General features: G+C 55.9%; 18 protein-coding genes and 1 tRNA gene. 8 read left to right on the top strand and 11 right to left on the bottom strand.

Annotated features, from left to right (window positions below; genetic code table 11):
• Window positions 1-17: 17 nt before the first annotated feature.
• Window positions 18-1,247: a spore maturation protein gene (locus tag TX82_RS09465; RefSeq protein WP_005009729.1), complete on the top strand. Its 1,230-nt coding sequence runs from the start codon at window positions 18-20 to the stop codon at window positions 1,245-1,247.
• A gap of 13 nt (window positions 1,248-1,260) precedes the next feature.
• On the opposite strand, the gene TX82_RS09470 is transcribed toward TX82_RS09465, so the two are convergent.
• The 4 genes from TX82_RS09470 to TX82_RS09480 form a co-directional block, all read right to left on the bottom strand.
• Window positions 1,261-2,043: an N-formylglutamate amidohydrolase gene (locus TX82_RS09470; protein WP_005009731.1), complete on the bottom strand. Its 783-nt coding sequence runs from the start codon at window positions 2,041-2,043 to the stop codon at window positions 1,261-1,263.
• Window positions 2,044-2,047: 4 nt separating this feature from the next.
• Entirely contained in the window at window positions 2,048-3,607 is a 1,560-nt protein-coding gene (locus TX82_RS09475) for a gamma-glutamyltransferase family protein (protein ID WP_222823001.1), read from the bottom strand.
• 68 nt (window positions 3,608-3,675) lie between these two features.
• Complete coding sequence (locus TX82_RS16280; RefSeq protein WP_052338242.1) at window positions 3,676-4,140, bottom strand: zinc-binding metallopeptidase family protein; 465 nt, start codon at window positions 4,138-4,140, stop codon at window positions 3,676-3,678.
• Window positions 4,097-5,872 (bottom strand): ATP-grasp domain-containing protein, encoded by a 1,776-nt coding sequence (locus TX82_RS09480; protein ID WP_005009738.1) that lies wholly within the window; start codon window positions 5,870-5,872, stop codon window positions 4,097-4,099. Before TX82_RS09480 ends, TX82_RS16280 begins: the two co-directional genes overlap by 44 nt.
• A gap of 156 nt (window positions 5,873-6,028) precedes the next feature.
• Here TX82_RS09480 and TX82_RS16285 point away from each other — a divergent pair, with 156 nt between their 5' ends.
• The 3 genes from TX82_RS16285 (at window position 6,029) to TX82_RS09490 (ending at window position 8,254) form a co-directional block, all read left to right on the top strand.
• Complete coding sequence (locus tag TX82_RS16285) at window positions 6,029-6,409, top strand: hypothetical protein (RefSeq protein WP_187291945.1); 381 nt, start codon at window positions 6,029-6,031, stop codon at window positions 6,407-6,409.
• A complete protein-coding gene (locus TX82_RS15270) occupies window positions 6,406-7,086 on the top strand; it encodes a mechanosensitive ion channel family protein (protein ID WP_005009746.1) in 681 nt (226 codons plus the stop codon). Before TX82_RS16285 ends, TX82_RS15270 begins: the two co-directional genes overlap by 4 nt.
• Window positions 7,087-7,150: 64 nt before the next feature.
• Window positions 7,151-8,254: a hypothetical protein gene (locus TX82_RS09490; protein ID WP_005009749.1), complete on the top strand. Its 1,104-nt coding sequence runs from the start codon at window positions 7,151-7,153 to the stop codon at window positions 8,252-8,254.
• 3 nt (window positions 8,255-8,257) lie between these two features.
• On the opposite strand, the gene TX82_RS09495 is transcribed toward TX82_RS09490, so the two are convergent.
• Window positions 8,258-8,581 carry a rhodanese-like domain-containing protein gene (locus TX82_RS09495; protein WP_005009753.1) on the bottom strand — a complete coding sequence of 108 codons (324 nt, stop codon included), beginning with the start codon at window positions 8,579-8,581 and terminating at the stop codon, window positions 8,258-8,260.
• A 178-nt stretch (window positions 8,582-8,759) separates the two neighbouring features.
• On the opposite strand from TX82_RS09495, the gene TX82_RS09500 reads away from it, so the two are divergent.
• Entirely contained in the window at window positions 8,760-9,278 is a 519-nt protein-coding gene (locus TX82_RS09500; RefSeq protein WP_005009763.1) for a pentapeptide repeat-containing protein, read from the top strand.
• A gap of 58 nt (window positions 9,279-9,336) precedes the next feature.
• A complete protein-coding gene (locus TX82_RS09505; RefSeq protein WP_005009765.1) occupies window positions 9,337-9,579 on the top strand; it encodes a hypothetical protein in 243 nt (80 codons plus the stop codon).
• Window positions 9,580-9,615: 36 nt separating this feature from the next.
• On the opposite strand, the gene TX82_RS09510 is transcribed toward TX82_RS09505, so the two are convergent.
• Complete coding sequence (locus TX82_RS09510; RefSeq protein ID WP_005009767.1) at window positions 9,616-10,533, bottom strand: cation diffusion facilitator family transporter; 918 nt, start codon at window positions 10,531-10,533, stop codon at window positions 9,616-9,618.
• A gap of 152 nt (window positions 10,534-10,685) precedes the next feature.
• Window positions 10,686-10,763, bottom strand: a tRNA-Pro gene (locus tag TX82_RS09515).
• A gap of 297 nt (window positions 10,764-11,060) precedes the next feature.
• On the opposite strand from TX82_RS09515, the gene TX82_RS09520 reads away from it, so the two are divergent.
• Window positions 11,061-11,381 carry a cupin domain-containing protein gene (locus TX82_RS09520; RefSeq protein WP_005009770.1) on the top strand — a complete coding sequence of 107 codons (321 nt, stop codon included), beginning with the start codon at window positions 11,061-11,063 and terminating at the stop codon, window positions 11,379-11,381.
• A gap of 42 nt (window positions 11,382-11,423) precedes the next feature.
• A complete protein-coding gene (locus TX82_RS09525; RefSeq protein WP_005009772.1) occupies window positions 11,424-13,202 on the top strand; it encodes a B12-binding domain-containing radical SAM protein in 1,779 nt (592 codons plus the stop codon).
• Between the two features lie 12 nt (window positions 13,203-13,214).
• Here TX82_RS09525 and TX82_RS09530 read toward each other — a convergent pair whose 3' ends face one another.
• From TX82_RS09530 to TX82_RS17010, 4 genes are all read right to left on the bottom strand, one after another.
• A complete protein-coding gene (locus tag TX82_RS09530; RefSeq protein ID WP_005009773.1) occupies window positions 13,215-13,910 on the bottom strand; it encodes a hypothetical protein in 696 nt (231 codons plus the stop codon).
• Window positions 13,911-13,922: 12 nt separating this feature from the next.
• The gene (locus tag TX82_RS09535) at window positions 13,923-17,183 is read right to left on the bottom strand and encodes an efflux RND transporter permease subunit (RefSeq protein ID WP_005009774.1); all 3,261 of its coding nucleotides are present in this window, start codon (window positions 17,181-17,183) and stop codon (window positions 13,923-13,925) included.
• A 6-nt stretch (window positions 17,184-17,189) separates the two neighbouring features.
• Complete coding sequence (locus TX82_RS09540) at window positions 17,190-18,428, bottom strand: efflux RND transporter periplasmic adaptor subunit (protein ID WP_042251014.1); 1,239 nt, start codon at window positions 18,426-18,428, stop codon at window positions 17,190-17,192.
• Between the two features lie 238 nt (window positions 18,429-18,666).
• Window positions 18,667-19,500 (bottom strand): J domain-containing protein, encoded by an 834-nt coding sequence (locus TX82_RS17010; RefSeq protein ID WP_005009776.1) that lies wholly within the window; start codon window positions 19,498-19,500, stop codon window positions 18,667-18,669.
• Window positions 19,501-19,515 lie beyond the last annotated feature (15 nt).

Genomic DNA, 19,515 nt, shown 5'->3' on the forward strand with positions numbered 1-19,515 from the left:
CGAGTGGAGCCGTCCTGTTGCTGAACATCATCTGGGTTTCATTCTTTCTGGTCGCCTTCCTGGTTGCCCTCTTGAAATGGATCGTGTGGGGCCAGGGGGACGTCTTTGTCTCCATCATGGGTGCGACCTTCGAGATGTCCCGCGTGGCATTCGAGATCGCGCTGGGCCTCGTCGGAATCATGAGTTTCTGGATGGGAGTCATGCGCATTGGCCAGCGGGCCGGAGTTCTGGACCTGTTCGTCCGCATCCTTCATCCTTTTCTCCACAAATTGTTTCCGGAAGTACCGGAGCGGCACCCGGCCTTCGGCGCGATGGTCATGAATTTTTCCGCCAATATCCTGGGTTTGGACAATGCTGCTACGCCGCTTGGCCTCAAGGCGATGGACGAATTGCAGGAACTGAATCCAGATAAGAATTCCGCCACCAACGCGCAGATTCTGTTTCTCGTTCTCAACACCTCGTCGGTCACGCTGTTTCCCGTCACCGTCTTTGTGTACCGGGCTCAACAGGGTGCAGCGGATCCCACAGACGTGTTCCTGCCCATCCTGCTCGCTACCTTCTGTTCTACTTTGGTGGGTTTGATTTCCGTCGCGGTGGTACAACGAATCAACCTGAAAGACCCGGTCCTGCTGGCGTATCTGGGGGGACTGGTCGCATTGATTGGGGGACTGGTTCTGTACTTTTCACAACTCGACCAGGCCGCCATGCAGGTACAGTCGGCCCGCCTCAGTAATTTTCTTTTATTTGCAGTGATTGTGGCATTCATGGCTTCGGCCCTGTGGAAGAAAAAGAATGTGTTCGATATTTTTATTGACGGCGCAAAGGAGGGTTTTGAGGTAGCGATCAAGATCGTACCTTACCTTGTCGCCATGCTGGTGGGAATTGCTGTTTTCCGGGCCAGCGGCGCCCTGGAGATGTTGCTGGACGGAATCCGCTGGCTTGTGCTGGGCATCGGTGGGGACACTCGCTTCGTCGATGCTCTGCCGACAGGGTTCATGAAACCATTGAGCGGCAGTGGCGCGCGGGGCATGATGATTGAGACCATGCAGACGTTCGGTGCCGACTCCTTTGCAGGGCGCATGGCGTCGGTCATGCAGGGGAGCACCGAGACCACCTTTTATGTTCTGGCGTTGTATTTCGGAGCGGTGCGGGTGCGCCAAACACGCCACGCCCTGCCTTGTGCCCTGTTGGCCGATGCGGCGGGTATTTTGGCCGCCATTTCGATCAGCTACTGGTTTTTTGGCTGAGAATCACTTCAATTCATCCCAACGCATCGCAGGTTTCAAAAAACAATCGCAGTGCCTCGCCCATGCCATTTCGCAGGAACTGGAGGCGATTGGGATCCACTGATAATTCTTTCCGATCAAACCAAGGTTCTTTCAGGTAAAGCTTGCGGTTCATTTCGATCTGAATCCAGGGGATCGGCCGGTTGCCGTAGGTGCGGGTGATGTGACCTCCGGCGAACGGCTGGTTCAAGCTGACTTCCCTGGCTGGCAAATGAAACACCTTTCTCAAACAATCCGCAAAGACATTGGCAATGACGTCCGGGCAGGTTTCGCCAAACCGGTTGCCGAGGCAGAAGGTGGGCCGAGGTTTGCCCGCATCGGGGGAAATGGGTGGGGCCAACTCCGACATGGTGTGGCAATCGAAAGCGATTTGTAAATCCTTTCGCGTTTTCAAAGTGTCTTCAATGAATCCGTGAAACGGCCGATGGAATGTTGCGATCAGTTTTTCGGCCAGCGCTTCATCCATGGGCTGTGCGGGATCGTACACCGGGACACCAAAGCAGGTGTGGGTTTTGACGACACCATCCGGATTGGCAGGCGGGCGGTCGCCGGCATCGCGATTCAGATCGACCACCGGCCGCGCGACGTCCGTGTCCTTCCACACGCTCACCCGTTCGGACAATGCGTAAATGTCACGGGTGCAGGGATCGATGTCATCGAACAGGTCTTTCGCGGGGAGGATGAACCGGCCTGCAAGAAAATCAGGAACGCGGGTGCCACCGTGGGGAACTGTGATCAGGCAGGGCAGGGTATCCATGGAATCAGTCGATGCCCGCGGCGGTACCGTCGCGGCGGATTTCGGCAACGCCCTGAAACGTATCGCATGTTTGCATCTTGACCACCGCGTGCACCGCGCCCAGGTAGAACGCGTAAGGATCCTTGGGTGACATTTTGTAGCCCGCATTTTTGAGATACTTGATGACCTTGGAGGGAAAGCGCTCGGTTTCGTAACTGAGTGTGCCGCCCAGCGTACAATGCATGCGCGGCCGGACCATGGCCTGGTCGATGGGCAGATTGCCGTCGATGATGTGGGTGAGGAACTGGCTCATGGTGGAGAAGATGCGGTCGCTTCCCGGGCTGCCCGCCACCATCCACGGTTGTTTTTTGTAAAAGACGATCACCGGTGCAATGCTGCTCCACGGCACCGCACCGGGCCGCAGGTAATACGGGTGGCTGGGATCGTGAACCTCCATGGCGCTCATGTAATTGTTGTAGAGGAAACCCAGTCCTTTCGCTGCCGAGTGGCAACCGTAAACGCGCTCGATCGATTGCGTGATGCCCACGGCGTTGCCGTCCGCATCCATGGCAGAGAGGTGCGTTGTGTCCTGCCCGGATTCGTACGGCTCGGCCAAAGGCAGGCTGGGGTCGATGACGTTGCGGATGGTGGAAGACAGTCGGTGGGCGTAGTCTTTACTGAGTATCCTTTTGTCGTCCGGCAGCTGTGGGTAGATGTTCGGATCGTACGGCCGCTCTTTGTGGTTCATCAACGCCTTGCGGAAAGTTTCCGCAATGAAATGAAATGATTCCGGGGAACGGTCCCGCAGGAACTTGGACGGCAGGTTGTTGAGCATCTGCAGCGTCAAAAGCAGGGTGCGGCCGGAGGTGGGCGGCGGACAGGTAAAAATCTGCGTTTTGCGGTACCGGCGTTTGAGAGGTTTTCTCTCCACGGGCCACGGAATGTAGGCGAGGTCTTCTTTGCGCAGAAATCCGTCGAAAGCGCGCATGTCGGCATCGATCTGTTCCGCAATCTCTCCCTGGTAAAACGATTTGGGTCCGTTGTACGCCAGGTGTTCGAGCAGGTTGGCCAGGTCATTCTGCACAAACGTTTCACCCGGAACGTAGGGAACCTTCCCATCTTTCAAGAAATACCGGGCCCCCCATTCGCAGGCCGGTTTTTGAAATGTTTCCAGTTCCCGTTCCTGAAGCTGGCTTTGCAGAAGGGTGATGCGGTAACCCTCGCGGGCGATTCGAATGGCGGGCGCACACACCTGCCGCCAGCTCAGGCGTCCGTAACGGAAATTGAGATAGCCGAGGAAAGCGACGGTGCTGGGCACCGTGGTGGCGCGGTGACCGACCAGCAGGTTGTCGTCCTTGAAATGGTCGATGTGGGCCAGCGACGGGGCGCGGCTGGAACCATCGACATAAATGACCTTGCCATTCAGGTGCAGGATGCCCGAGGACTGCCCGCCAATGCCGCTTCCCTGCGGTTCGCAAACCCCCAAGGCGAGGGCGGAGGCCACTGCGGCGTCCACCGCGTTGCCGCCGGCCCCCAGCATGTCCACGCCCGCCTGCGTCGCGTCCGGAAATGCTGTGGAGACCATGCCTTTCCTGGCTATGGCGCTTTTACCGTCTGCCCGGACCTCAAGTCGTGTTTCTATTCGGTCGAGTTTCATTCCTTGAGGTCATTCGCGGAAAGGTAGATCAGGTATGCGAGGAGGATGGACCGGTCGAGCAGGCTGTCGCGTACGACGTATTCGTTTCGCGTACCCATGCCTCCTGAGATCGGTCCCAAATTACCCAGAACCGGTTTGTCCGGTGAAACGTGACAGAGGGATGTGGACGAGGTGCCGTGTTCCTTCTGTAGTCGAATTTCCAGGTTTTTGGCGACTTTGCTGACCTGCTCGTAAAAACTGGCGGTCGCTTCCGATTCCATCAAGGGCAGACGCAAAAGCGTGCGCGAGATATTGACCTTGATGGGACTGGTGGCGCTGACTTCGAAAGTTTTGTAAATCTGGTCCTTAAGTTGCTGGCTGAGGTCGGGCGACCGAAACCGGATGCGGAAATTGAGATTGGCAAAATCCGGAGTCGCTTCATCGAGTCCCTGGGTATTGATCGAAGTGATGGCAACAGACACATCCTCGTCCTTCGTGGTCATCTTGCGAAGAGCGTTGATCTTTTGTGTGAGGAATGAGATCAGGTCGGTCTGTTCCCCTTTGGTCTTGGACAATTTCCCCGGGGCGTACTTGATCTCCACGTTGTATTTCATCACTCCGGAAAACGATGTGGTTGCCTGGCCGGAAAGCCCCGCTCCCTGTAAACCAATCACATATTTTGATTTGTTGGACAGGTCTCCGATGAGCCCTTTTGAAGTGCGCCCGCCGGCGGTTTCGTCGGATATCAACAGGATGCCGCATTTCACCTTTTTTGAGCGACCGCGTGTAGCGCAACGCCTGCAGGGCGCCGAGCAGGATGGCGAGTCCGCCTTTACCGTAGTAGACGCCGGAGCCGTAAAGTTTGCCGCGCTCTTCCTGGTAGGCAACGTAATCCTGGCTTGGAATGGGGTTGTCCAGCTGGCCGATCAACAACACGTCATTTTCTTCGCCGGTGTGATTGGAAAAATATAAAACGTTTCCGAACTCCGCCTTGGTGTGCACTTCACGCTGGAATCCCATGCGCCCCAAATGGTTGGACACCCATTTGCCGAGAGAATTGACTCCATCCAGGTTGCGGGCGTAGGAATTGATTTCCACCATGTGGGCAAGGAAATCTTCCATGGTGCTCACATTGCCGCGAAGGTGACTGCGCAGCCGCACTGGCAAAGAAGTGGTCTGGCTCTTTAAAAGACTTTTAAAAAAAGATTCCTTTTCAGGAACTTCATTTATGTCCTTTTCTCCGAAATACCGCTCCACGGCGACATCGAGCATGCGGTTGATGAGGGTTTCGTAGGTATATCCCGCAACCTTGGCAGCGTGGACATACGAACCGGTAAGCCCGAGGCTGGCCATCGAGTTCAGCTCCAGCACGTACAGGTTTCCCTTGTCGTCCATACGAAAATCGGCGCGGCAAAAATCATATAGGCCGAGAGCGCGGAACGCCCCTTTCGTGAGTTCGCCCATCTTTTCCGCCGTGGCCTCATCAATCTTGGCCGGGCATACCTTTTCCTTCGGCTTTTTCATTTTCTCGTCGTAGGTCTGGATGGCGTTGGGATCGCCTTCCATATCGAATTCGACGATGGGCAGGACTTCGGGGTCACCGTTGCCCAGAAGTCCCACCGCGAATTCGCGTCCGGGAATGAATTCCTCCACCAGCACCTGCTGGCTGTATTCCTTGACCAGCGTTTTGACCGTTTCTCGCAGGCGTTCGATGTCGTGAACCACCTCGATACCCATCGACACCGCTTCCATTTTGGGTTTGACGATGACGGGGAATGGGATGTCTCCCGGTATCTGTTCTTCACTGAAGAACGACCAGTAGCGCGGGGTCGCCACATTATTAGCCTGGAACAATACCTTGGAAGTGATCTTGTCCAGGGCGATGCCGTGTCCCGCCGGACTGGATCCGACGTAAGGGATGCCGACCATCTCCAGCAGGGCCGGAACGTGGGTGTAGCGGCTGACCCCCTGTATGCCGTAAGCCATGTTGAATACCATGCCGGGTTGCTCGCCGTGCATCACTTTGGGCATGAATTCATTGAGCTTTTCAATGAGATGGATGTTGCCGTCGATGACACGGACGTTGTGTCCGCCTTTTTCAAGAGAACTCGCTACCCGCTCCACGGTTTTGGGGTTGTAAATTTCACGGTTCTGGGCACCGAAGACATTGATGACTTCCGACTGGTTTTTGTTGTAAATGACCGCTACTTTCATTGGACGTTCCCCGAAAAAGTGATATTTTGGGCAAAAGCTTCCAATGCACCCGTTACCAAATTTATGAAATCTATTGTAACGCTATTCAAATATTTTTGATGGTTGAATTTATTAATTCAATGAGGGGAATGGGTTATGGAGATCCTGCGCGAATGGATGAGCCAAAACTCAGGAGTGGTCTGGGTGGAAGGCGGGTTCTGGGCCCTTCTGACATTTTTCCTGCTGCTCTTTGTACGGGGCCGTCTGCGCAGCATTTTTAAAAACAGGTACCAGAGAACCAAGGCGCTGGGCGACCGCCTGGTCAAACGTCTTTCGGATAAAACCCACTGGCTCTTCCTGCTTGTGATCGCGCTCTATGCCGGAAGCCAAAAATGGCCCATCCCGGATGACCTGGCTGACCAGTGGATGCAGGTCACGTTTCTGCTGGGTCTCGTTCTAGTGGGGGTGTGGGGTCACAATGCCATCCTGCTCTGGGCGGAACAGGCGTACGAAAAAAGAAGGACAAAGACCAGTCCTTTGCCACAGCCCTGGGTGTGATCAAGTTCATCATCCTTCTGGGATTTTATGTGGTGCTGGCGCTGGTGGCGCTGGAAAACGTCGGGGTGGACATCGCGGCCCTGGTTGCCGGTCTGGGTATCGGCGGCATTGCCATCGCACTGGCGGTGCAGAAAATATTGGGCGACCTGTTTGCCTCGCTCACCATTGTCATGGACAAGCCGTTCGTCATCGGCGACTTCATCATCGCGGGGACGGATATGGGTACGGTACAGCACATCGGCCTGAAATCCACCCAACTCAAAAGCATTGATGGGGAGCGGTTGATCATTCCCAATTCCGATCTGCTGGACAGCCGGATCCGGAATTTCCGCAAAATTCCGGAACGCAGGCAGTTGTTTTTAATCGGTGTCACCTACGACACCCCGGCGGACAAGCTGGAGCGCATCCCTGGCATGATCAAAGAAATCATCGAGGCCCAGCCGGACACCCGGGTGGACCGCATTCATTTCAAGCAATTCGGGCCGTACTCGCTGGATTTTGAAACCGTGTACTGGTTGTTGAGGGGGGATTTCGAATTCAAGATGGATACCCAGCAGGCCATCAACCTGGCGTTGTGCAGAAAATTTCAGGCGGAAGGCATTGAGTTCGCGTTTCCCACGCAGACCATCCAACTGGAACCGGGCGAGAACCCTCCTCCCAGACCGGACCGGGTTTGACAGTCTCCGGATTTCCCCGTATGATCCCGTTCTGAAATTTTTGAGAGAGGGGTTTATTTTTCGCATGCCGTCTGCGTCCAGCCCGAAACCCTTCAAGCAGATTTGTACCCTGATTATTACAACCTTTCTGGTGTCCACGCTTTCCGCCTGCGCCAACCTGGGTGCGAACCGCATTGAAGGCGAGCGGTCCAATTACAATGTCGCCATCCAGCGCACCAACGATCAGCAATTGTTGTTGAACCTGGTCCGCCTGAAGTACCGCGATACCCCTTATTTCCTTGAAGTGAGCAGTGTAGCGGCGCAATTCACACTGACTACCAGCGCCAACGCCAGCGCGTCGGTGCCGGAGGGAGCGTTGTCCACTTTCGGGTTCGGTGCGGGGGCGCAGATGCAGGAAAAACCCACCATCACCTACTCCCCTTTGCAGGGGGACAAGTTCATCCAGCGGGTGCTCTCGCCCATCTCCATGCAGACCATCACCCTTTTGTACCATTCTGGCTGGCGGGTGGACCGCCTGTTCCGCCTGTGCTTTCAGCGCATGAACCGGATTAAAAACGCGCCCGGCGCTTCCGGACCCACGCCCGGCCGCTCACCGGAATTCGAGACGTTCACACGGATGGCGTCCATCCTGCGTACTTTTCAGAAGAACGACATGATGGAACTGCAGTACTCCGAGGAAAATGATGTTCCAATGATCATCATCAAGCTGGATGAGGATGCCCGGGAAACGGAAGATGCCCGCCTGCTGGCCGAGCTTTTGGAGGTGAGCCCGGTGCAGGGACGTTATTACCTGACTGCGGTGGACGATCCACGGTACATCCGGGTGCAGACGCGGTCTTTGCTGGGCGTCATGTATTATCTGTCACAGGGGGTGGAGGTGCCGCCCGACCACGTCGATGAGGGCAAGGTGACCGTAACCTATAATGACGATGGAAGCCGCTTCGACTGGCAGAGGTTGACGGGCACGCTCTTGCGGGTGCGCCATGGGGAGGACTTCGATCCAAACGCGTTTGCGGTGGCCATCCTGCACCGCGGCACCTGGTTTTACATCGACGATTCCGACCTCAATTCAAAATCGACGTTCTCCCTGCTTTCGCAGATATTTTCATTGCAGGCGGGCAAGGTGCCGTCTTCGGCTCCCTTGTTGACCCTGCCTATCGGGCAATAGGGGTCATTCCAGAAAGTCGTCTTCGCTGTAGTTCCGGTGCCAGGCTTCGTAACCGCCCATCAGGCTGTGCACGTCTTTAAATCCCTGCTGGCTGAAAAACATGGCGGCCTCGATGCTGGAGATGCCATGATAACAGCAGACCACGAGGGTTTTGTCTTTTTCGAATTTTTCCAGACACTGTTCCACCGGTGTGCGGCTTAAAGGGACGGCGTTCGGCACGTGCCCGGCGTCATACGAGGCTTCGTCGCGGATGTCGAGCACGTTGACCGGCCCTTCTTCCAGCAGGTCGTGGAGTTGCTGAACGGTCATTTGCTTGATTTCGGACATACTGCGCTCCATCATTTATAAGGCCCAGCCTGAGTCAGCGGTTCCGGTTCGATTTGATACGGAGGGCGAACCGTTTTCTGGTAAGATTGGGACATTTTCATAACCGATTCTCGTTGCACTCTGCGGTTTTACACCGCCTGGAGTTGCAATTCAAGTTTTATCCGGAGGACTGACGAACATGGCCAATCAGCAACACGTGGAGTTGATCAAAAAAGGAGTTGAGGGCTGGAACGCCTGGCGCGAGGCAAACCCCACCGAGGCGGTGGACCTGTCGGAGTCGGACCTGCGCGGCGCCAACCTGTCGAAGGCCAACCTGAAGGACGCCAATTTGCAGGGCGCGAAGCTCCAGTTCGCCAACCTGAGCGGCGCCAACCTCCAAAACGCCAATCTCAACCAGGCACGCATGCAGGAGGTGAACCTGAACGGCGCGCAGTTGCAGGGCGCGCAGGTGAAAGGGTGCAACCTGATGGAGTCGTCACTCATGCAGGCGAACATGGAAAACGCGGACTTGCAGGGCTGCCAGTTCAACGAGGATGTGGAATTCCACCAGGCCAACCTGAAAGGCACCAACCTGGTGGAGGCGTCGGGACTCAGCATCGGGCAGATCAAGGCCGCGCAGTATGACGCCAACACCAAACTTCCGGAGTACCTGAGCGACGACACGGATGATGAAGATTTTTTGAATTCCTTTTTATGAGTGCTCTTTCATAAGAGAGTGCTCCAATGGTTCGTTACCAAACATTCTGGAGAAGGCCATGAAAGCAAATGAAGGTGGAACGGTGTACCCGCACAACCTGTTGCGGACGGGAGACGATGAAGCCGACCTGAATTACATTTCCACCGGCATCTCCCGTCGGGACTGGCTGGCGGGGCTGGCCATGCAAGGACTGCTGGCATCGGAGGGCATGACCGCCGACCCCACCCGCGTCACCGAGCACGCCTACGAGATCGCCGACATCATGATCGAAAAAAGCACCGAGGACAAAAAGGACAAGTGAGGAAAGGGGTGCGGGGCACCACGCGGTTCCCAGTTTCTAGTAAATGTCTTCGCGGTCGTCCGGTTCCAAAAACTTCCACTTGATCTCCGGAAACCGCTCGCCGATGCGGTCCTCGATCTGGTTGAACGCCTCGATCAGGTGCGTCACCTTCTGAATTTTTCCAGGATGAATCTTGATGCTCAGCATCACTTCGTTGTCGCCGGTCTTGAGCGCGATGAAGTTCAGGATTTTCGCGCCGGGCAGGTATTCACGGGTGATGGTCTCCACCTCGTGCCGGTAATCCCGGGCCGGGGCCTCGCCGATGATAAGGCTCTTCACCTCCACCGACAGCACCACCGCCAACACAACCAGCAGCACGCCGATGAGGATCGATCCCAGTGCGTCCCACATGGGATCATGCAACGCCCACGAGAGTCCGATGCACCCCGCCGCCAGCGTCAATCCCACCAGCGCCCCCAGGTCTTCCGTGAAAATGACCAGCAGTCCCGCCCGCGTGGTGCGCCGGTACCAGTTCCAGATGGGCATGCCGGGGTCGCGTTTGCGCACTTCCTTCAGGCACGCCAGAAACGAATATCCTTCCAGCAGAATGCCGAAAATCAGGATGCCGAGGGCGAGGCCGGGATTGGTCACCTCGTGCGGATCGGTGATCTTGTGCGCGCCTTCGTAGATGGCGAACAGCCCGCCCATCGAGAACAACAGGATCGCCACCACAAACGACCAGAAAAACGACTCCCTGCCGTAGCCCAAAGGATGCGACGCCGTCGGCCGTTTGCGCGAGCGCTTTTCACCAACTAAAAGCAGAACCTGGTTGGTGCAATCGACGACGCTGTGGATGCCCTCCGCCAACAGCGACGCACTGCCGGAGATGAACGCGCCGACGAACTTGGCGACGGCGATGCCGAGGTTGGCGCCGAGCGCGATGACGATGACTTTTGTGGAACCGGATGCGGACATGCGTTTTCAGTTAGAGTGGGAACAGAGCGAACAAAACGTGGCGGATACTATAACACGGTCGATTGATGGAAGAGAATGAAGGGATTGGAAAGGAAAGCTTAACGAAACAAGAAAAGGTCACGGACCATTCCGTAACCTTTTTATGAAAAAACTGGTCGGGGCGAGAGGATTTGAACCTCCGACCCCCTCAACCCCATTGAGGTGCGCTAGCCAGGCTGCGCTACGCCCCGACCCTTTTGATCTGGTGTGCGGTGTCCGGTCCCGCCCGCCCGTCGAGCGGTTCGAATCCCCCTTGTTCCGGTAAATGCACGCGCTGCGAGTGTGCCTCCGGGGACCGCATTGTGGTTTCAAAATAGTGGATGTCCCCAGATAAGTCAACACATTATCCCTCTGCCAGCCGGCCGTGTCGGAACCGCTCCTACAATTTTTCTTGAAGCCGCCGGGTTCTGTGGTAGAATCCCCCAAACTTCGCAATTTCAATGGGCTTGGGGCCTTCCCTCGGCCTTTTTTAAGACAAAGGGGTGGGCATGAAAGTTCTCAAGGTTCGGGACCAGGCGGCCTTCAAGACTGAGAAGATGAACAAGGTCAGCCTGTTCGACACGGATCGGTTTTTCTGCGACGTCTATTGCCTGGAACCGGGCCAGGCGCAAAAAGTTCATGCGCACGAGGGCTCGGACAAGATATACTATGTTCTCGAAGGCAAGGGCCGGGTGACCGTCGGCACGGAAGAGAAGGAAATGTCGGCGGATGAGATCACCCTCGCCCCCTCGGGAGAAGAACACGGGGTCGTCAACCACACCGACCGGCGGTTGGTGATGCTGGTCTTCATGGCTCCCAAACCGCAATAACGCGCCCGGCTTTGCGGCCCGCGGTACGGAATGTTTTGAAACATGATCTACCTGGTTTTTCCATCGTCGTGGCATCCTTCCCAGCCCTATCTGAGCCTGCCTGCGCTCAAGGGGTTTCTGCACCACAACGGCATCGATGACGTCGTCCAGCGCGACCTCGCCATCGAACTGCTTGACCACCTGTGCACCTGGGAAAAAACCAAGCCGCTTTACGACCGCATCCTGAAACAGGCGCGCGAGCTGGGTTCCAAGCCTTACCACACCGATCTCGAACGCGAAAAATATGAAAAGCTGATGGAGGCGCAGGAGATCATTCCGGCGCTCTGCGACCAGATCGACGCGGCGAAGGCGTCCCTGCGCTGTGAGGAGTTCTACGAGATCGACCGCTACATGGAGTCGCTCAAGATCATCGACGTGTGGCTGGACAGCATCCTCGCGCCGTACTACCCGTCGCAGTTGACGGTCATCGGCAGTCAGCTCCGCTATTCGCCGTATTCCACCGAGGAGATCCTGCAATCGTTTCAGGACCCGAACGAAAACTTTTTCCTCGATCTCTACCGCGAGCATTATCTACCCGGCATACTGAAAGAAGACATCGACATCTTCGGCATCTCCATCACCTCCGTCGAGCAGGTGATTTCCGGACTCACGCTGGCGTACCTGGTCAAGCAGGCACGGCCGGAAATCCACATCACCGTCGGCGGCAGTATCTTCACCAAGCTGGTGGACGTACTGGAAAAGGGCTCGCCGCTGTTCGACTTCGTCGACAGCTTCATTGTGCACGAGGGCGAGACGCCGCTGTTGAAACTGGTTCAGCAACTGCGCGGCGACAAGGACCTCACCCAGGTGCCGAACCTGGTTTATAAGGACAAGAAGGGCACCGTTCAGGTAAACCGCCCGTTCGGCAAGGAGGAGTTGAACGCTCTGCCGACACCGGATTTCGACGGCCTGCCGTTCGACCTGTATCTCTCGCCGGAGCGGGTCCTGCCGGTGATGGGATCGCGCGGCTGTTACTGGGAGCGCTGTGCGTTCTGTTCGATCCCGTTTGACCACATCGACTTCCACGTGCGTTACGCGGAGACGGTGGTGCAGGATTTCAAGAACCTGAAAGAAAAATATAACTGCCGCTACTTCTTTTTCACCGACGAGGCCCTGCCGATCAATTTCTTGCGCACTTTCGCCCAGAAGCTGGTGGAGGAAAAGGTCGATGTGCAGTGGACCGGTGAGTTGAAGTTCGAAAAGAGTTTACTGCGCGACAACCGGCTGGAGCTTCTCTACAAGTCGGGGTGCCGCAAACTGATTTTCGGCATGGAATCGTACAACCAGCGCGTGCTGGATTTCATGCAGAAGGGGTGCCCGAAGGAAGTCATCGACCAGACGGTGGAGGAGTGCATCCGCATCGGCATGGGAATGCATTTTTACATCCTCGTTGGTTTCCCCACCGAGACGCGGGAAGAGGTGATGGATTCGGTCAACTTCGTTATGGACAACCGGCGCATTCTGGAATCGCCGGGTTTTTCCTGCATCGCGTCGCAATTCGACCTGGAAAAGGGCACGCCCATCGCCAAGGACCCGGAGGCGTTCAAGGTGTACGACCTGTTTAACCCGCCGCACCACGATTTGGCTCTCGGTTTCAACCACAAGGTACGCGAGGGATTGACGCCGGAGCAGGCGACGGAACTGTACCAGGAGATCGTACAGAAGATCAGCCGCGAAGTCATGACCTTTCCCCACAACTACTCCCTGGCCGACGGATTGCTATACCTCGGCTACCACGACAAGGAAATCATTCAGGAACGGCTGGCGTCGCTGGTTGTCTGATTTTCCACTTTCCTAGAAAAAAGCCAGAATCCCGAAGGGCAAACTAAAAAGCAGCAGCATCACGATGGCGTTTGCCGCCTGCAGGATCATGATGTTGTCATGAATCGTGGACAACAGAAACTCCACACCCACACGGCGAACGGCGCTTTCGATGTCGGCGCGCGTCACCTCCTCGCCGGGCTTCTTGCTGATCTCCTCCATCATGTCATCAAGGAAGAAAAACTTCAGCGCTTTTAAAATGATGCGGAAGATGAGTCCCTTGATGTAGCTGATTGGACCACCCTTGAGCTTGAGATCTTCCATGAACTTGTGGCCGATCTGATCAAACTTTTCTCCCAGCTCTTTTTTGGAAATGTTTTTGCTGAGGTTGGGGTAATAAGAAAACACGCCCTTGACCAGGATGTCCAAAAGGTCGTGCAAACCGTTGACGGCTTCTTTCAGTTTTTTACCGACGGTAGCCAGAGCGCTCGCCACCAATCCGTGAAACATGCCAAGCGGCAACAGCCAACCCAGCGCTAGAATCAATATCAGCCATTGAAGGCCCATGCTCAATCCGGTTGGATCGAGGAACCACGTGTCCAATCCCCATCCTGCGAGTGCGGCCAGAAACATCCCTGCTGTCGCAAACAGGAAGAGGCTTTTGAAGGTTCCGACCAGTAGGTCGCTGAAAAAGTTCCGCCAGTAGGTTACGAGTTGGGTTCGATCCATAGGACGTTTCAATCACATACGGGTGGGTGTGGGTTGCGGCGCCGCTTTGGTGGTTTGCGGACGCACGCGCGTTTCGGTTTCCATCGGCTCCGGCGGTTCACCCTGGCTGATGCTGGAGCTCAGGTTCATGAGGCTCGGAATGAGAAACAGCGTGAACAGGGCGCTGAAAAACAGTCCCGATAAAATGACCACGCCGATGCCCCTGTAAATTTCACTGCCCGCGCCGGGAAACACGACGAGCGGCATGAGCCCGAAGATGCTGGTGAATGTGCTCATGAAGATTGGCCGAATCCGGTTGCTCACGCTTTCCAGGATGGCGTCGCGGTAGTGCATGCCGTCTTCACGAATGTGCAGAAGTGCCTGATAGATGATCAGGATTGCGTTGTTCACCACGACGCCGATCAGAATAATGAATCCCAGCATGGTGAGCACGTCCAGCGGTTGCAGAATGAATTTGTTGAGCGCCCACAGGCCGAATACACCGCCGACGGCGGCCATCGGCACGCTGAGCATGATGATCAGCGGAAATCCCCAGTGCTGGAACAATACCGCAAGCAGGAGATAGGTGATGACCAGAGCCAGCAGGAAATTTCCGCCCATCGCCTCGCGTGTTTTTTCCAGCTTGTCCGCGTTTCCGGTGAGGGTGATGGAGTAGCCTGCTGTCAGGATTCCCTGGTCACGCAAGGGCTGAATGATTTTTTCCTTCACCATGGCGATTGCATCTTCCAGCGCAATCGTCATGGGCGGGGTGATCTCCAGCGTCACCGCGCGTTGGCGCTCAAAGTGGCGGATTGTTTCCGTGCTCACGGTTTCCACCATGTCGGTGATGCTGTTCAGCGGTACCGCTTGCCCCAGGGGAGTGCGGATGATGAGGTTCGGGATGTCTTGTGTTTTCCGCAGTTCCATGTCCCGGCTCATGAGAATGAGGTCGATGCCGTCACGCGGCAAGTAGGGCGTCGCAACTTTATCGGCATCCAGGTAAACCTCGTCCGCGAAGACGCCATCCACCAGGGCCGCCACGGAGTAACCCAGTTCCGAGGCATCGACGCCCATCTCTGCGGCTTGTTTCCACCGGGGTCGAATCTGGATTTGTGGCTGGCCCAGCTCGATGCCGGGATTGGGGCGGATCTGCGCCTCGGGCATGATTTCTTGCACCTTGAAAAACGAGTTGCGTGCGATTTCAGTGATGCGTACCAGGTCCGGTCCCGTGATGTTCATCTCGATCCCGCGCGAACCGGTGAATGCGCTGGAGAATAAGGACAATTGTTTGGAAACGGCGATCATGCCCGGAACTTTTTTCAGTTCTTCACGGAGAACCGGAATGAGGTCCTTGGCGCGTTCCGGGTCCTTTGCCTTGACCACAGTGAACAAACGCCCGCGGCTGCCGATGAACAAAAAGTTGCGTACGGCCGGACCTTTCAGTTGTGCCTCTTCCGGGCTACCTGGTTCTACCTGCCAGTACGGCGCATAGTTTTGCTCCATTTCATTTCCGATGCGGGTCATTTCCTGGATATTGTATCCTTGAGGCGGAATCATCATGCCGATGATGACGTTCTGGTCGCCTTCGGGCAGGTATTCGGTTTTCGGCAACATCAGCCACGCGAGATACGCCGGCACCGCCGTCAACACCAGGATCACCACGACCTGTCGCAGCTTGGACTGGAAAATGAAACGCAGAATGCGGACCACCCCTTCATTGAACCTCGATGCCAGCGGAACGATGCCGAACAGGTTGCGGAACGAGGAGATGAACCGGCTGTTCGATGAGGCATGGATGTTTTCGAAATTGAGCAGTTTGCGGCTCAATGCAGGAATCACAAGAATACTGACAATCATCGACAGAGTGACCGCGGCGCTGATTGCGACGGCGATGTCCTGGAACAATTGCCCGACTTCTTCTTCAATGAACAGGATCGGGATGAACACCGCGAGGGTTGTGAGGGTGCTGGCGAAGATGGCACCCCACACTTCCCGTGCCCCGTCGTGCGCCGCGTCGAAGGTGTCTTTGCCTTTTTGCCGGTGACGGTAAATGTTTTCGAGCACGATGATCGACGCGTCCACCACCATGCCCACGGCGAAGGCCATGCCCGCAAGCATGATGACATTGATTGTCTTGCCCATCAGGGTGACGACCAGGAACGAACCGATGACGCTGATGGGAATGGCGACAGCAACGACCAGGGTGCTGAAAAAGCTGCGAAGGAACACGAGCAGAATGATAATGGCGAAAGTACCACCCACCACCAGGTTGAACATGACCATGTCGATGGAACGCGAAATGTATTCGGTTTTGTCCGCGGTCTGGTGAAGATGCATGCCCATCGGGTTCAGCACGTTGTCATTGAGGTCCTTCACCACCGCCTTGAGCTCCCCCATCACCTGCAGGATGTTGGAACCGATCTCCCGGCGGGCGTTCAACGAAATACCCGGAAGGCCGTTGTGGCGCACATAATCGCGTAGTTCGTCATGCGCGAGCCGGACCTCGGCTACGTCCTTGACGTATACAGGCGTTCCATTGACGTGGGTGAGGATGGTGTTCTCGACTTCTTCCTCGGATTGGAACTCTCCCGTGGTTCGAACGATGTAACGCCGTTTTCCTTCATCGAAATCGCCACCGCTTATGTTGCGGTTCTTTTTGCGCAGCTCTTCACGGAGTTGGAAAATGGTGATTCCGCGTTCCGCCAACGCTTCAGGATCGAAGACGACCTGCAATTCGAGTGGACTGCCGCCGTACACCTCGCTGTCGGAAATTCCCGGGACGCGCTGAAAACGGGTCTGGATCACGTCCTCGGCGAAATCGCGGTAATCGTAAACGTTGATCTCTTTTTCCTTGCCTGGGAGCGGTTGCAGAACGAACCATCCGATGGGCCGGTCTGAGATGTTGCTGGTCTTGATGATGGGCTGGTCGACGTCTTCCGGATAAGTCTCGACCTGGTCGAGGGCGTTGGCGGTACGGACGAGGGCCATTTGCAGGTTCGTGCCCACCTGGAATGTCAGGTACACTTCCGCGACGCCCGTTTTTGCCGTGCTTTCCATTTCCACCAGCCCGACGATGGATTTGAGCTGGGTTTCCTGCTCGTCGATGATCTCGCGTTCGATCTCTTCCGGGCTGGCACCGGGCCAGGTGGTGCGGATGCTCAGTTCCGGTTCGCTGATTTCAGGAATCAGTTGGACGGGGATACGGAGGAGGGACATGATGCCGAACATGAGGATGAGGATCACCCCCACGGCCACGGTAACACCATATCTTAGGGATTGTTCGACCAGCTTCATGGCACATCAATTGAGATGTTTGTTGATGATGCGGACTTCGGTGTCGGGTTTCAAACGCTCGTTGCCATCTACCACCACCCATTCACCGGGTTCGATTTTGCCTTCGATAAATTCCACGGCAATCATGCTGTCTACCAGTTTACCTGTTTTCACCGTCACCTTGTAAGCCATCATTTTCTTTTCTTCGTTCTCGCGCACCACCCAGACATTTGCCCCTTTTGGGGTGCGCACGATCGAGTCCTTGGGTACAAACATGCGTTTCTCAAGGTCTTTCTGGTTGGGGGTGAAACGGACTTTCACCAACATGCCGGGTGCGAGGGTGGAATTGGTTGTGGAAACCTTGATCCGGATCGGAAACGTGCGGGAAACCGGATCCCCCTGCGGTACTTTCTCGATGACGTTACCCGAAAAAATAAGGGGTTTGCCGTTGGTGTCTCGGTTTTCCAAAATGATTTCGGCGGCGGAACCTACCCGGACTTCGTTGAATTGAAATTGCGGAATATTGACTTCCACTTTAAGTGGACTGGCGGCGATCATGGCAACCGCCTGGTCACCCTTTTCCAGCCACTGGCCGACTTCGGTGAGTTTTTTCGTGATGTATCCATCGAATGGGGCATAAATGGTGCCCTGCTGGATATTGTCTTCGATCAAATGAATGCGCGCGTTGGCGGCTTCCAGGTTGGCTTTTTCCTGCTGGATGCGTTCGATACGCGGTCCGGCGACCAACTCTTCCAGCACCGAACTTTTTTCCTGCAGGAATGCCGCCGCCTGGTCGGCTTCCGCAGCGGCCTTGTCGTAAGCATCGAGACTGAGGACGCCTTCCTGGTACAGTTTTTTGATGCGGCGCAGTTCATTTTCCGCAAGGGTCAGCCGGGCCTTGGCCTGATCCACCGCATGCCGGGCGGCTTCGATGGTTTCCTGCCGGGTTCCGGTTTCCAGTTCCTGCAGAAGGGTTTCGATACGGCGTTTTTCAGCCACCGCCAGGTCGCGTTCCAGGAGCAGGGGCCGGATGCGTAACTTCACCAGCGGGTCGCCTTTTTTCACCCGGTCCCCTTCATTGAAAAGGATGCGTTCGACGCGGCCGTCGATTTCCGCTGAAAGCTGGGTTGTGGCCCAGGGATAGACCGTCCCGGGAAGTTCGATTTTTTCCCGCACCGACCGCTTCACCGCCTTGGCCACACCGACGGGGACGGTGAAGTTGAACTGGCTCCACACTTGCGACGGCCAGAAAATCAGGCAAACCAAGAAAACGGCGCCAAGCTTTGGGAGCAAATAGCCTTTATTCGAATAGGAGTGGGAGCGGACGAATTGATTTATCAAAGGATCGGTCACGGATATTTGGAGGATCGGTAGAAGTTTGAATGATCGATGGCTAACATTGGATTTAAAACCATGAGCTTACAAGCATAGCGCATTTGAGGCCGGGCTTGCATCAACCATTTTAATGTGCCTGTGTGGCCACTCGATAAACAGATAAGGGCCGTCAGGCAGTGACTTCCACGGTCAGGATCACATCCCCGCGGCGATCTCCCTGTATTCGGCCCTTATTGCGGATGCGAAGGCGACCACCCGGCTGAATGCCGGCCGGGATGGCTACCATCAGGTGCTCGGTATTCTCGCCTACCTTGTAAGTCAATTCCTTTTTTGTGCCTTTCCGAGCTTCATCGGAAGGGATGGCGATTTTGAAATGAAGGTTCAGGACATTCTGGTGGGTGTCGGTCTCGGGTTTGACAAACAGGGCCTTCACCTTCTGAAACAGGCCAGGTTGCCCGGTGTCCTCCACCCCCTCCGCCTGGCCCTGCGCTTTTCTGCGCCGATTCATGGTGTACAGGGCGGTGCCGACCGATTGCAGGACCCACAGCCCGGTTCCGATCCGGCCGATGGGACCGGGAATCATGCGGAGCATGCGGGCCAGGGTTCCTGCGGCGCCGGTGAACAGCATGGTTTCGAAAAAACCGGTCCCGTGGCGGAACCCGGACTGCTGGAAATCGCGGTTCAGGTTGTTGAACATGTCGCGACCGAAGGCCTGCCGGAACATGTTCTCGAAAATTTCCTGCTGGGTGTAGTTGAATTGCCGGCCCGACTGGCCACCCCCCAGGCGGCGGAACATATCGTACTCCTGGCGTTTTTTGGGATCCATCAGGACTCCGTAAGCTTCCGTAATGTCCTTGAATCGTTCTTCGGCTTTCGGGTCGTTGGGGTTTCTGTCGGGGTGGGTTTCCACCGCGAGCTTCCGGTAGGCTTTTTTGATCTCTTCTGACGAGGCGGCTTCTGCAACTCCCAGAATCTGGTAATAGTCTTTGGTGTGGGTTTTCATGGCTTCCGGAAAAGC

This window comes from Nitrospina gracilis 3/211 (genome assembly GCF_000341545.2).
Lineage (GTDB): Bacteria > Nitrospinota > Nitrospinia > Nitrospinales > Nitrospinaceae > Nitrospina > Nitrospina gracilis.